This is a genomic window from Methanogenium sp. S4BF, from assembly GCF_029633965.1.
Taxonomy (GTDB): Archaea; Halobacteriota; Methanomicrobia; order Methanomicrobiales; family Methanomicrobiaceae; genus Methanogenium.
This window is the reverse complement of sequence record NZ_CP091277.1, coordinates 1,145,589-1,158,272: the sequence shown is the minus strand read 5'-3', so window position 1 is coordinate 1,158,272 and position 12,684 is coordinate 1,145,589. Positions and strand designations below refer to the sequence as shown.

General features: G+C 53.1%; 13 protein-coding genes. 7 read left to right on the top strand and 6 right to left on the bottom strand.

Annotation, left to right across the window (positions count from 1 at the left end; translation table 11 throughout):
- Positions 1 to 11: 11 nt before the first annotated feature.
- From L1S32_RS05685 to L1S32_RS05670, 4 genes are all read right to left on the bottom strand, one after another.
- Positions 12 to 350 carry a NifB/NifX family molybdenum-iron cluster-binding protein gene (locus L1S32_RS05685; RefSeq protein ID WP_278156894.1) on the bottom strand — a complete coding sequence of 113 codons (339 nt, stop codon included), beginning with the start codon at positions 348 to 350 and terminating at the stop codon, positions 12 to 14.
- A 158-nt stretch (positions 351 to 508) separates the two neighbouring features.
- A complete protein-coding gene (locus L1S32_RS05680; protein ID WP_278156892.1) occupies positions 509 to 787 on the bottom strand; it encodes a ubiquitin-like small modifier protein 1 in 279 nt (92 codons plus the stop codon).
- 15 nt (positions 788 to 802) lie between these two features.
- Positions 803 to 1,537 (bottom strand): HesA/MoeB/ThiF family protein, encoded by a 735-nt coding sequence (locus tag L1S32_RS05675; RefSeq protein WP_278156891.1) that lies wholly within the window; start codon positions 1,535 to 1,537, stop codon positions 803 to 805.
- Positions 1,524 to 3,326: an aldehyde ferredoxin oxidoreductase family protein gene (locus L1S32_RS05670; protein ID WP_278156890.1), complete on the bottom strand. Its 1,803-nt coding sequence runs from the start codon at positions 3,324 to 3,326 to the stop codon at positions 1,524 to 1,526. Before L1S32_RS05670 ends, L1S32_RS05675 begins: the two co-directional genes overlap by 14 nt.
- Positions 3,327 to 3,541: 215 nt before the next feature.
- Here L1S32_RS05670 and L1S32_RS05665 point away from each other — a divergent pair, with 215 nt between their 5' ends.
- Positions 3,542 to 4,243, top strand: coding sequence for a hypothetical protein (locus L1S32_RS05665; RefSeq protein ID WP_278156888.1), 702 nt, complete (start codon positions 3,542 to 3,544; stop codon positions 4,241 to 4,243).
- Between the two features lie 246 nt (positions 4,244 to 4,489).
- The gene (locus L1S32_RS05660; RefSeq protein ID WP_278156887.1) at positions 4,490 to 5,020 is read left to right on the top strand and encodes a GNAT family N-acetyltransferase; all 531 of its coding nucleotides are present in this window, start codon (positions 4,490 to 4,492) and stop codon (positions 5,018 to 5,020) included.
- An 82-nt stretch (positions 5,021 to 5,102) separates the two neighbouring features.
- On the opposite strand, the gene L1S32_RS05655 is transcribed toward L1S32_RS05660, so the two are convergent.
- Positions 5,103 to 5,429, bottom strand: coding sequence for a type II toxin-antitoxin system PemK/MazF family toxin (locus L1S32_RS05655; RefSeq protein ID WP_278156886.1), 327 nt, complete (start codon positions 5,427 to 5,429; stop codon positions 5,103 to 5,105).
- Between the two features lie 238 nt (positions 5,430 to 5,667).
- Here L1S32_RS05655 and L1S32_RS05650 point away from each other — a divergent pair, with 238 nt between their 5' ends.
- Both L1S32_RS05650 and L1S32_RS05645 read left to right on the top strand, forming a co-directional pair.
- The gene (locus L1S32_RS05650) at positions 5,668 to 6,525 is read left to right on the top strand and encodes a GNAT family N-acetyltransferase (RefSeq protein ID WP_278156885.1); all 858 of its coding nucleotides are present in this window, start codon (positions 5,668 to 5,670) and stop codon (positions 6,523 to 6,525) included.
- A gap of 385 nt (positions 6,526 to 6,910) precedes the next feature.
- Complete coding sequence (locus L1S32_RS05645) at positions 6,911 to 8,527, top strand: PAS domain S-box protein (protein ID WP_278156884.1); 1,617 nt, start codon at positions 6,911 to 6,913, stop codon at positions 8,525 to 8,527.
- 176 nt (positions 8,528 to 8,703) lie between these two features.
- Here L1S32_RS05645 and L1S32_RS05640 read toward each other — a convergent pair whose 3' ends face one another.
- Positions 8,704 to 9,180, bottom strand: coding sequence for a tetratricopeptide repeat protein (locus L1S32_RS05640; protein ID WP_278156883.1), 477 nt, complete (start codon positions 9,178 to 9,180; stop codon positions 8,704 to 8,706).
- Between the two features lie 170 nt (positions 9,181 to 9,350).
- On the opposite strand from L1S32_RS05640, the gene L1S32_RS05635 reads away from it, so the two are divergent.
- From L1S32_RS05635 to L1S32_RS05625, 3 genes are read left to right on the top strand one after another with little or no spacing between them, the layout of a single operon-like run.
- Complete coding sequence (locus L1S32_RS05635) at positions 9,351 to 10,052, top strand: VWA domain-containing protein (protein WP_278156881.1); 702 nt, start codon at positions 9,351 to 9,353, stop codon at positions 10,050 to 10,052.
- Between the two features lie 19 nt (positions 10,053 to 10,071).
- A complete protein-coding gene (locus tag L1S32_RS05630; RefSeq protein WP_278156879.1) occupies positions 10,072 to 10,893 on the top strand; it encodes a PP2C family serine/threonine-protein phosphatase in 822 nt (273 codons plus the stop codon).
- Positions 10,877 to 12,679: a hypothetical protein gene (locus L1S32_RS05625; RefSeq protein WP_278156877.1), complete on the top strand. Its 1,803-nt coding sequence runs from the start codon at positions 10,877 to 10,879 to the stop codon at positions 12,677 to 12,679. Before L1S32_RS05630 ends, L1S32_RS05625 begins: the two co-directional genes overlap by 17 nt.
- The last annotated feature ends 5 nt before the right edge of the window (positions 12,680 to 12,684 follow it).

Genomic DNA, 12,684 nt, shown 5'->3' with positions numbered 1-12,684 from the left:
TCGTCACTCCTTTAGACGATACGGGTCAGTGTTCCTGCTTTGTATGCAGCGTATGCCTCTGCAACGGTCTTTGCCTCGCCGAATGCATAGGTGGGGATGCCTGCAATTTCAAGGCCCTTGTTGGCGTTCCCGCCGACCTGTCCGGTGATGACGACATTGACGCCCTTTGATACCAGCATCTGGACAACCTTGGGGCCGACGCCGCTGGCATCATTTGCGCTTGCATTGCTGATGGTCTCAATGACATCTCCCGTTTCATCATCGTAGACAATAAAGAATGGTGTCCTTCCGAAGCGGTTTTCTGCAGCAGATTCTGGTGAATCGCCTTTTGATGTAATACATACGTTCATAGCGGATACTCTCCGTCAAGTAATATTACTCATATGGGCATATATGTGTGCATCCGAACATCCCCCGATCTGCAACGGTTGCGGTGGCCATCCCGGCACCGCAGCAGGGAATGCCTAAAAATGGAGTGTATCCGGGCAGATGGTGAGATCTTCGCTCATTATCCCCCGCCGGAGGGGGGGAAGATGGCAATCAAATCATCTTCTTCCAGGACTGTCCCGAGTTTCTTCAGGAAATGGATATTTCTTCCGTTCTTCAGGATGTTTACATATTTACGGAGTTCCCCGTTCTCGTCAAAGAGTTCGCTTTTTAGGCCGGGATGTGCTGCTGAAAGCATCAGCAGGAGTTCCCCTGCCGTGGTGCCTTCCTCTACGGTCACCTCTGCCTCCTTCTCCATAAACCGGCGCAGGGTTGCGAATGTCTTTACCGTTACTATCATCTTATCTCCTTTGGTTCAGTTCCCCCTCTTGGTTCCGCAGTGTGGACATTCCTTCAGGGGAGTGTTCTCAATCGTATCCATTTCACAATGAAGGCCGTCCCACAAGAGCAGCCTGTCGGTAAGGAGGGTGCCTCTCCCGAGAATGCATTTTAGTGCTTCCGTTACCTGAATGCTTCCGATGATCCCTGTCGTGGCGGAGAGTGCCGGGACTTTTCCGGGTGGAGGCGGGTGGGGGACAATGCACCGCAGACAGGCGGACCTGCCCGGCACGATTGTTGAAACCTGTCCATAAAATCCGTCAATCGCACCATGAATGAATGGAATTCCCCGTTCTTCTGCCGCATCTGCAAGAATGTAGCGGGTGTCGTAGTTATCCATTGCATCAATGATGATATCCATGCCCGTTGTCATCCGGAGAACATTCTCTGCAGTGATGACGGTGTGTACCGCCTCTGCACAGAGATACGGGGTGACTCCCTGTATTCTCTCCACTGCCACATCTGCTTTCATTCGTCCGATATCGTGCAGACGGTACAGGGTCTGGCGGTTGAGGTTTGAGCGTTCGATTCTGTCGCAGTCTGCGATACGGATCGTGCCGAAGCCGGCAAAGGCACAATGGAGGGCAACAGATGTCCCCAGCCCCCCTGCCCCTGCCACCAGTACAGAGGCGCGTTTTAGTTTTTCCTGCCCGTCTTCTCCCAGAATTGAGATCTGGCGTACAAACTGTTCTTTTTCTTCAGGTGTGAGCATGCATGGTTCCTTTCGCAGTGATACCGAGTTCTTTGAGTTTTTGAGGCGTGGGCACACCTTCGTTGTCCCACCCGCGTTCTGCATAGTATTCGTCCAGCAGGGGCTGTCGTTCCCAGATCCGTCCTTTCGGAGCGCCGTCCTGCAGGGGTTCTGTGAGCAGGCGATCCGGGAGGGTGTCGTCGGCTTTTGTGTATCCGACCGCGAGGTTGAAGAGCTTCTGGACATTCCAGATCCGCTCCCCGATTTTCAGGAATTCGGCCGCATCGATATTTGTCCCCGTCGTCGCAGACATCAGGTCTGCATAATCATCTGCGTTCAGTGCAAAGGAGGTAAAGAGGCAGAGGCCTGATGCATCAATGGCGGCGGTCAGGTCCTGGAAGATCTTCACCCACAGTGCCTTCCCTTCGCTTGCATAGGGGTCCAGTTTCTCCGGTGAACCAAGCACTTCCGGTGATATCATGTAGCCGTAGACATGATCGCCGCCGCGGACACTGGTGGCATACGCAAGCCCGTGCCCCTGGAGGCCGCGTGGGTCGTATGCCGGCAGATCCTGCATCTTTACGCTCATCGAAAGTTCCGGGTGGCCGTATTTCATGGCAAAGCGGTACGAACTGTCTGTCAGTTCGGCGCCAAATCCCTCCCGGTGTCCCATCTGGCTGACCAGTTCCAGAAGGCCTGAGCCATCACCAAACGTGGGACCCTCGCTGATATAGCCTTTTTCTCTCATCTCCATCGCACAGGCTATGGCGCCGGCCGTGCCGATGTTGTCGAGACCGAGTTTGTTGCAGAGCCAGTTTGCCTGTGTAATGAGCGGCAGGTCATCAATTCCGAGGTCCGGGCCAAATCCCCAGACCCCTTCATACTCCGGCCCTTCATGCGTCTCTCCCTCCACTTCGCATACCCGGCTGCACTTGACAATGCATGCATAGCAGCCCTTCTCTTTTTTCAGGATGGTCTCCCTCATCCGTTCCCCTGATACTGCTTCAGGATTCGCGAAGTTGCAGCGCTGGAAGTTCCGTGTCGGAAGGATATCGTTTCCGTGAATGATGTTGACAAGGATTGATGTGCCATAGAGCTGCAGTCCATCGCATATGCCGTTCTCCTGAATTTTCGTGCGGATTCTTTCTTTCACCGCATCCAGGCGATCCGGATCAGCTGGTTTTATTGGCATGTCTCCGGTTGCGACAATGGCCTTCAGGTTTTTTGCCCCCATCACGGCACCGGCACCGCCTCTGCCTGCGGCACGATCCCGGTCGTTTATCACACAGGCGAGCAGGCTCAGATGCTCCCCGGCGGGCCCGATACAGAGCACGCGTGCCTTTGCATCTTCCAGATCCTCCTGGAGTGCGTCCGTGGTTTCGTGGGTTGTCTTTCCCCAGTAGTCTGCTGCGTTCCGTATTTCAGCAGTCCCGTTCTCCAGATAGAGATATGAAGGTGTATCTGCTTTTCCTGTAACAACAACGCCGTCAAATCCCGCTTTCTTCATCTTCCAGCCAAACACTCCTCCGCTGTTGGATGACATCAGTGTCCCGTTCAGGGGCGACTTGGTACATACCTCATACCGGTTTCCGAGAGGGATGCCGGTTCCTGTGGTGGGGCCGGTCATAAATGTGATCATATTTGCGGGGTCCAGCGGGTCCGTCCGTGGGTCCATCTGTGAGGAGATGATGTGTGCGCCAAATCCTCTCCCCCCGATGTAATGGCGTTTCATCTCAGCATCTGTTGTCCGGATGGAGATCTTCTTCTTCCCCAAATCCACCCAGGCAATTTTGTTGGCATATCCATCCATGGTTGCTCACCGCCGGGTATTCTCTGCTATAGGCAATATAGATATTCCTGTGCCGTTTGTCTTTGTGGGGACCATTTTTCTACACCTGTCTGTCCGTTTTTCCTTCATTTACGGACGGAATGCATAAATACGGTGAAGAATGACATGGAGGATGTCTGTCCTTTCCGAAGTGAATGAGGGAATGACAGGAGACAACGAGGAGGTGTCTTACTCATATGAGATCAGTCTGTTATGTATACTGCATCCTTGCAGCAGTTTTTCTTGTCATTTTCGTCTGTATGCCGGTTTCTGCAGCGCAGGGTGTCACCATTGGTGCCGGACCCGGATCCGGCCCGGGATATGGGAATGATTCGGCCGGGCCTGATAATGCCAGTCTGCAGGAACGGGTCACGGTACGGGAACAGGTAACGGTACGGACACAGGAGTGCAGTCCGGATGAGGCCTGTAATGCAACACGCCTGAGGGCGATGGTTGCCGAACGAAACCAGGTATATCAGGCGGGTGCAGAAGGCACCATTTCTCCCGTGCAGGTGGCGGGGGGGGCGGTATTTGCATTCCGTGCCGCAGCTCCGCTTACGGGAGGGAACGCACCGGACCTGATCCGTCTTTCTGAAGAGATTAATGGTTCTGTTCGAAATGCGGTGCAGAATGAAGAACGGATTCGTTCGCAGAATGGGTTCATGGTCTTTTTGTTTGGGGGCGACCATACATCCGCAGATGCAATGATGCAGGAAGTGGTTCAGAACCGTGTCCGTATCGCCGAGATGAACCGCCTGATTGAAGGGTGCGGCTGTGATCCGGAGACTGCCACTCTTCTCAGAGAGCAGGTGCAGGCGATGGAGCAGGAGCAGGCACGGTTTGAATCGCTGGCAAACGCAGAAAAGGCGAAACGGGGGCTCTTTGGGATCTTCGGGTGAAAAATCTCCTGTTTTCCGGCTGTTTCACGTTGGTAATATTCCCTTTTTTTTTATCTGTCCTCCCCGGGTGTATGATCTGAATCTGCCGGCGGGTCTTACGGGGGTGACCGTCTGCACTGCCGTCTCAGATATGACTCCGTTTTCGTATCTGGTTTCCCCTGGTTCGTGAATCCCGCAGTGATGACGGCTGTGGAGAGCTGATTCCGGAAAACTCATTGGTGCCGCAGACTACCTTTCTCCTGATTTATGACGACCGGAGATGATACGGATGCGCATGCAGGCCTGCAGATCAGGGTTGCCGTGCCTGCTGACGGAGATGTGATTGCTGCACGAAACTGTGATATGGCATATGAGACGGAGGGGAGGATGCTTGACCCGGAAACGGCAAAGCACGGGGCTCTGTCCCTTCTGAAAGACCCGGCGAAGGGGTGGTACCTGGTGGCGGAATATAACGGGAAGGTGGTCGGGCAGTGCATGATTACCCGCGAATGGAGTGACTGGAGAAACGGACATTACTGGTGGATACAGAGCGTTTATATTGTTCCGGAATGCCGACGGACAGGAGTTTTCTCGGCGTTATATGCATGGATTTCCGGTGAAGCACACCGGCGCCCGGACGTGGCGGGGCTTCGCCTGTATGTGGAAGAGGAGAATTGGGCGGCCCGCGAGGCTTACCGCAGCCTTGGGATGAAGCATGCGGCGTATGTCATGTATGAGGATATCTTTGGCGATACGGCCGAAAAGGTGATTCCCTCGCGAATTGCCGGTTCTGACTGATTCAGCACCCTGCGGTGTCCGTGTTCGTGCCGGAGTGTGCTCTCTTTATCTCTCCCGTGTCTGCCTCTTTGTTATCTGGCACTTATATGTCTGCCCGGACACGCTCGAGGACTGCCGTGAAATAATCCGGCTCAAGGGTTCCTTTTTTCGAGCGGATGGATTTTTTACGGATAGTCCCGGTTTCATGGAGCAGAATATAGCTGTCCTCGAAGAGATCAAGGCCTCCTTTTTGGAAATGATGGATGGAGCATTCCATGGCAGGCGTGTCTGACGGGCGACGGGACGTGACCGGGCAGACCTGCAGGTCTTCATCATTTGCTATTGCGAGTATCACCAGGGGTCGTGGATATGTGCTGTTTCCCAGCCGGAACGGGGCCAGAATAATATCTCCCGGTCTGCAGCCTTTCATCAGATAAATTCCGTTCTCTGAGATGAAGAAATTCACGGCCTGTGGTTGTGCGGGTGAAGATGGGGGGTGGCGGCAGCATGGTGTCGTGTGCTGCCCGTAGACATGCAGCAGGATTTCATAAGGATGAAATGGCAGGGTGCCCCTTAATCTGTTATAGGGTACGGGAAGGTCTGCAGGAACGGCAGGATATACCGGTATCTGACAGGGAGGGTCCGGAACGATATCCGGATAGTACGATATGGCCAGAATAGACGGGACAGATGTGCAGATACGCACTGCTACAGAAGATGAAGTTCCCGTGTTCATAGAATGGGCACGGGTTGAAGGGTGGAATCCCGGGATCCATGACGGGGAATGCCATTATGCGGCAGATCCGGACGGGTGGTTTGTCGCAGAGAGAGACGGGGAGATCGTAGGCACACTGGTCGTGACCAACTATGATGCGTCTTTCTCCTTTGGGGGGTTCTATATCATCCGTGAGGATATCCGGGGAGAGGGGGCCGGGTGGAAACTCTGGAATCATGGCATGGCCCATACAGGAGAGAGAAATTTCGGTGGAGACGGTGTCTTTGAGATGCAGAACAAATATGCTGAGAATGCCGGTCTCATCTACGCATACCGGAATATCCGCTGGCAGGGTACAGCAGACGGGCGTGCGCAGCCGGATCTGGTGTCTGCACAGGAACTGCCCTTTGATGCTCTTTCAGCATATGACAGGCGTCATTTCCCGGCAGAACGCAGTCGGTTTGTGGATAAATGGATATCGCGGGATGAAACCCTGGCACTGGCGTTTCTTCACCCGGATGAATCCATCGGCGGGTATGGGGTGATTCGCCGCTGCTTTGAGGGGCATAAAATCGGACCGGTCTTTGCAGATACGCCTGTAATTGCAGAACGCATCGTTGAAGGTCTCACCGAATTGATTCCCGGAGAAGTCTTCTTCTTTGATACGCCCGAACCAAACGCTGCGGCAGTAGCGATGGCCCGGAACAGGCATATGGAGGAGGTCTTCGGCACCGCGAGAATGTACTCCCGGAATATCCCGGTGCTTCCGCTGCAGGAGATCTTTGGCGTCACTTCATTTGAGCTGGGGTGATTGCAGAGTATTGTTTCCGGTCATTACAATCGTTTCCTGATTGTCTGGTTTAAAAAGTATTATCTGCCTGTATTTGGTTAAAATGGGTAATTGTATATAACCAATTTTTCGCATCAAAAAATTATATATATGGGTGGTTGTGAGATTTTATGTCAGGGGCTGATATATCTTGGAGAGGTATTCTCCGGAACTGGATCGTATAAAACAGATGCTCAGATCGAACCGTCGAGGGATGAGTATCACCGAAATCTCGCGTAAAATTCATATAAATCGTAACTCCGTTGCCAAATATCTCGATGTTCTTCTGATATCCGGTGAAGTTGAAGTAAAAAAGGTCTGCACAGCAAAACTGTATTTTATATCGGACCGTGTGCCTCTCTCCGAGATGCTGAGCCTCACGTCTGATGCAATCCTTGTTCTCAACTCGTCAGGCGACATCGACTTTGCGAATGCCCGTTTTCTCAGGATCGAGGGGTACGAGCTCGATGATATCGCCGGGAAATGCCTTTCGGAAGTTCCCTTCACACTCGTTGATGATGAGGTGATGGAGAAGGCCGCCTCCTCTCCCTCGGGCGAGATATTTGAAAAAGAGATACCGGTAGAAACGGCTGACGGGTCACAGATATTCAGGACCAAATGTATCAGAACCGTTCTGCCGGATGGTGGTGGTGCGACAACACTGATCTTTGAAGATATAACACAACGGCGTGAATGCCAGGCACAGCTCAGAATGAAAGAGGCGCTGTACCGGGCGGTAGTCGAAGACCAGACTGAATTTATCATCCGGTATCGTCCGGACAGGACAATCACGTTTGTGAATGATGCATACTGCAGGGCGTTTGGCATCGACCGTCTGGAGGTGATTGGTACGGTATTTGCCCCTTCCATCCCGGCAGCATACCAAAAAAACGTCTCATCCCGGTTATCTGGTCTCACACCTGATGATCCGGTTGTCTCCTTTGCAAATCCTGTGATCATGCCGGATGGATCCGAGGCATGGCACCAGTGGACAAACCGGGGGATATTCACTGACTCAGGGACGCTTGTTGGTTATCAGTCAGTTGGTCGTGATATTACCGAACAGATGCGGATTCAGAAAGCAAAATGTGATCTTGTGGAGGATCTGACGTTGTTATCTGATTTTTCCGGCGGACTGGTGATGCTGTCCGAAGAGGATAGTATATCCCTGTATGCTGCAGAATATCTCCGAAAAGTTGCTCCCTCATCACTCCTCCTGTTTTTCTCCCTCCATGGCGGGTTCTATCATTTTCATGAGGTGCTCTGTGGGGATGATCGGGGTAATACAAACCCGGTGGCTATTCTTGATGGCGCAAAAGGGATGCGATTTCCCTGTTCCATCGAGATTGCACGGCGTATCTCGCCCCCAAATCTAAAGCCATTTTCGCCTGATTGTGCGGCTCAGTTCTGCACATCCTTTGGCGATGCTGCAGGGAGGGCCTTTGATGAGCTGCTGCAGAAGTCCTTCTGTCTTTCTATGGGAATTATTTCCGGCAGCGTTCTTCTGGGTACCTGTATTGTTGTATCGGAAACGAACATCGAATCACGGTCTGTGTCTCTTATTGAGACAATTATTAATCAGGCTGCAATGATGATCCAGAACCGGAATATGCTGGAATCATTGCGTCTGACCGAGAAGCGCTATGAGAGTCTGCTTGACCATTCGGGCAGTATGATTGGTATTCATGCCGGTGGAAAAATTCTCTACGCAAATACGCGACTTCGGGAATTCCTGGGCATTCCATTGAATCAGGATGTGGAGATGCTGTCGTTCAGCGGGTTTATTCATCCTGATGATCTCGATTTTGTCACCGACAGGATGATTCATGTTTATTCAAAAGGCGAGGTGGCGCCTCCGATGGAAGAGCGGCTGATTGATGCGGACGGAACGGTAAAGAAGGTGGTAGTATACAGTTTTCCCACAGTGTACCACGGGGAACCGGGAAGCCAGTTTGTCATTCAGCCGCTCTCACGGAATGGATAATGAATCACTTCTGAAATGAGGGGGGTTGTATTGTCCGGCTCGGTCACGACTCCCATGACATTTTTTGCGAATCATCTGCCGCTGGCCGGTTCGCGGCACGTGTCGATGGTTTACGAAAGGACGGCCCGGTATTCAGAATGGATGGGTGCCGTCTCTTTTCGCAGAAGTCGGACATCTCATTCCCGGATGATTCCCTGAAGAACCCGCTTTTCCATCTCCTCTTTTCTCTTATGCCTGTGGTGGGAGAGAGCGAGTATGCATCCGCCGAGGGTGGCCAATGCAATCGTCACCGGATTGATGATATCAAGCGTCAGGAGAAACAGGTTTGTCTGTGCCTCCATGAGATTCGGGTCAATTTCAATGGCAGCCTCATATTCTGAGACCGCCAGTTCTCGCATTCCAAGATGCTCCAGTGCAACTGCCCTGTTGTAATGTATCTCTGCAATATCTGGATGCTGTTCAAGTGCTTTATCATAATACGCCAGTGCCGCCTGATAATCTCCTGCATTCGCCAGTGCAATGCCTGCATTTGCGTAGTCAAATGAATCGGGTGGTGTCCCTGTTTCTGCTGCCCCCCCGCCAATACAGAATGCGACAATCCCCAGTAAGGCAAGAACTCTGCAGCAGTCACCCCTACTGCTGATGTTTCTCATATTTAGTCTCTGCTCCAGAATGGGCACAGGTATATATTATATGTTGTGGTGGTGGGGGTGTTTCGGGGCGGAGGATGGGGCTGAATCGATGACAGCGTATTTTATAGGGGGCACCGTCAAATATTCAGTCACCGGATATGATTATTCCGGGACGGTGTTTGTGAGTATATATGAGCGGATTAGAGGATTTGGTTGAGATTGCGTATCCCGGGGAGCCCCATTGTCCTATCGTGCTGCTGCTTGACACTTCAGGGTCGATGTCCATTCATGGCAAAATTGATGATCTGAACGAAGGGCTCCGGGCATTCAAAGAAGAACTGAGTTCTGATGCACTTGCCCGTAAACGGGTGGATATCGCAGTTGTTACATTTGGTGAGACCGTTGAGGTGGCTCACCCGTTCTCTCTCGTTGAGGAGTTCACACCTCCCGGAATAATCGCCGCCGGACTGACTCCGATGGGAGAGGCGATACAGTGTGCCATTGCCCTGGTAAAGGAACGAAAGGAGCAATACCATACAGCAGGGATGGATTCATACCGGCCATGGATCTTTCTCGTCACTGATGGGGAGCCGACCGATATGTATGATGGTGACCCACTCTGGGAGGAGGTGACCGGTGCCATCCGGTCGGGTGAGGAGAATGGAGATTTTCTGTTCTTCGCTGTTGGTGCAGAACCGGCGGATATGAATATTCTGGCTGCCATTTCTCCCCCGGGGCGTGACCCGGTCCGGCTCAGGGAGAATCGGTTCTCCGAGATGTTTGTCTGGCTCTCCCGCAGCCAGGCGAAGGTGTCCACATCCGGCACCGGTGACCAGGTCATACTGGAAGACTTCTTCGGTCCCGCAGGATGGGGCGAGATACCATTCCTATAAGATCCGCTGAGTGTGGTGCATGATGCCCGACTCTCTCCCGGCAGAAGTCCGCTACCGGATTTCCGGTGCTGCTGTTGCCGGTCCGTCGCATGATGCGGGAGAGATGCCCTGTCAGGATGCCTGGGATGCGGCGGTCTTTGGCGGGTCAGGTGCGGCGGTCGCTGTTGCAGATGGGCTGGGAAGTGCGGTGCATGGCAGAGAGGGTGCATTGGCTGCGGTATCAGCAGCTGTTTCGGCGCTGACATCTTTTTTTCGTCCCTGGCCGGATGGAGCCGGGTGCGATGCCGATATTGAAAAGAACAGCCGGATGCTGAATGCGGCCTGCAAAGCTGCCCATGATGCGGTCATGACCCGGGCGGCTGCCTGTGGAGCGAATCCCCGTTCGTTTGCCTGCACCCTGATTATTCTTCTCTGGTATGGGAATGTCGTGGCAACAGCCCGGATCGGGGATGGGGCGGTGGTCTGCCTGCAGGGGGATGAGATTGTCCTGCTTTCTGCCCCTCATGAGCGACGCTACGTGAATGAAGTGGTGCCGCTCACCGATGAGGGATATGAGGATGCCTGTGTGCTTTCATCCGACCTGCCTGCCGTTACTGCATGTTCGGTCTTTACGGACGGATGCGAACGGCTGGTCCTTGAGAAAAAACCGGACGGGTACCACCCATACGTCCCGTTTTTTCGTCCCTTCTTTTCGGCAGTTGCCCCGCTCGCCGGAACACCGGAGGGTGACCGGGCCATTGCCGGGCTTCTGTCATCAGATAGGTTCATTACCTTTTCAGAAGATGATAAGACTCTGGTTGTAATTGTGTCAGATGAAGGGAGAGGTGAAGATACTGGATAAACGTGTTGTGTATGACGGGGCAGGCGCACCGGTCCATCTCACTGAACTTCTGAAAGCCGGAGGTGAAGGGGAGATCTTTCTCATTGAGGGCACTCCCGAATACTGTGCCAAGATATTCTATGAAAACCGGTGTACTGCAACCCTTTTTCAGAAGATTATGGCAATGGTGGCACATCCGCCGGGCGCCGGTCTGATAAACCGCAGGGAGAGGCACGGGTCTGTTGTGCTCGCGTGGCCGGGTTCTGTTCTCTTTGATTCGCCTCTCGGGAGCAGGAATTTTGTTGGATATACGATGCCTCTTGTTGATACCGATCTCTTCCGGGAAGCGCACTGTTATTATGACCCGCAGGATCGTATCCGACAGTTTGGGGGTGCCTTTTCCTGGCGGTATCTGCTCACTGCAGCCTACAACATTGCAGCCGTAACTGATGACATCCACCGTCACGGACACTGTATCGCAGATTTTTCCGGCAGAAATATTCTCATCGCCCGCACGGCCGCAGTCGCGGTTATCGATTGTGATTCATTTCAGATTCGTGACGGTATATCGGGCCGTATCTTTCCCTCCTCTGTAGGTACCGGGGAATACCTGCCGCCGGAACTTCAGGGATATAATTTCGTGGAGAAACGTGTCGACCGGTATTATGGCGATCTCTTTGGCCTTGCGGTCATGGTCTTCAAGCTTCTCATGGGTGGTGTCCATCCGTTTCAGGCGGGAGGAGAGGGTGTCTCAGCCTTGCCGGGTATCGAGCAGAAGATCCAAAACGGGGTATTTGCCTTTGCCGCACCCGATCAGCACATTTATCCTCCCTCCTTTGCACCGGATTACCGTATTATCCCCCCGTCTCTCCGGCGTCTTTTTTTCCGGTGTTTTGCAGACGGCATTGCAGAACCAAAGCGCCGCCCCTCAGCAGGGGAGTGGAAGGACTGCCTTCTCTCTGAGATCATGGCAATGAAACACTGCAGGGCGAACCTGAATCACTGGTTCGGCGGTCACCTGTCGGCATGCCCGTGGTGCAGCCGGGGGGCACAGGATATATTCCCCGCTGAAATTCCATTTCCCACCCGTGATGAACCCGTACAGGCAGACACCCTCCCTCCGGCAGAAGAGAGGGTGCCATCGTCCCTTCCCGTGCCACCGTCTTCATCTGCTTTCCCTCCTGTTCTGGAGGATGAGGTGTCTGGTATGGTAGAATCTGTTGTGGAAGAGTCGTTTGTCTCAGGGTGCGTGATGCCCATGTCTGAGATGCCTGAATCAGGGATGCCGGAATCCGGTGTTCATGAAGGTGAAGGCCCTGATTCTGACGTATCCAAATCCGGGGTTTATGAATGTGAGGGTCCTGATTCTGAAATTCCTGTTTCGGCTGTGCCGGAATTCGATGTTCATGAACATGATGAACATGATGAACATGATTCTGGTGTTTCTGAGTCCGCCGGGTCTGAATCCGGTGAGGTGATTATGGATACGCCGGACAGCACTCCCGGAATTCTCCTTCCCGAGCCGCATCTGACGATGCACAATCTGGCCCGCGGCATAACCATCCCCTGTCGTCTGCCGGTGACTGTGACCGGAAATGGTCCGCTTCTGATTCATGTGACATCAGACGCTCCCTGGATTGAGATTGCAACCACTACAGTGCCTGTTGAGGGGGAGGGGGGCGTGCATGTGACGCTCAATACCGGGAACATGAACAGCAAGGGATTCCAGAAGGGACGTGTTATGCTGAGTGCCGGTGAAATTAAAGAAGAGATATTCCTGTTCTTATCCGTTATGCCGGAATTCTGACGTTT

Coding starts and splice junctions, on each gene's coding strand:
- L1S32_RS05685 (WP_278156894.1), bottom strand. CDS start 350: ATGAACGTATGTATTACATCAAAAGGCGATTCACCAGAATCTGCTGCA.
- L1S32_RS05680 (WP_278156892.1), bottom strand. CDS start 787: ATGATAGTAACGGTAAAGACATTCGCAACCCTGCGCCGGTTTATGGAG.
- L1S32_RS05675 (WP_278156891.1), bottom strand. CDS start 1,537: ATGCTCACACCTGAAGAAAAAGAACAGTTTGTACGCCAGATCTCAATT.
- L1S32_RS05670 (WP_278156890.1), bottom strand. CDS start 3,326: ATGGATGGATATGCCAACAAAATTGCCTGGGTGGATTTGGGGAAGAAG.
- L1S32_RS05665 (WP_278156888.1), top strand. CDS start 3,542: ATGAGATCAGTCTGTTATGTATACTGCATCCTTGCAGCAGTTTTTCTT.
- L1S32_RS05660 (WP_278156887.1), top strand. CDS start 4,490: ATGACGACCGGAGATGATACGGATGCGCATGCAGGCCTGCAGATCAGG.
- L1S32_RS05655 (WP_278156886.1), bottom strand. CDS start 5,429: ATGAAAGGCTGCAGACCGGGAGATATTATTCTGGCCCCGTTCCGGCTG.
- L1S32_RS05650 (WP_278156885.1), top strand. CDS start 5,668: ATGGCCAGAATAGACGGGACAGATGTGCAGATACGCACTGCTACAGAA.
- L1S32_RS05645 (WP_278156884.1), top strand. CDS start 6,911: ATGCTGAGCCTCACGTCTGATGCAATCCTTGTTCTCAACTCGTCAGGC.
- L1S32_RS05640 (WP_278156883.1), bottom strand. CDS start 9,180: ATGAGAAACATCAGCAGTAGGGGTGACTGCTGCAGAGTTCTTGCCTTA.
- L1S32_RS05635 (WP_278156881.1), top strand. CDS start 9,351: ATGAGCGGATTAGAGGATTTGGTTGAGATTGCGTATCCCGGGGAGCCC.
- L1S32_RS05630 (WP_278156879.1), top strand. CDS start 10,072: ATGATGCCCGACTCTCTCCCGGCAGAAGTCCGCTACCGGATTTCCGGT.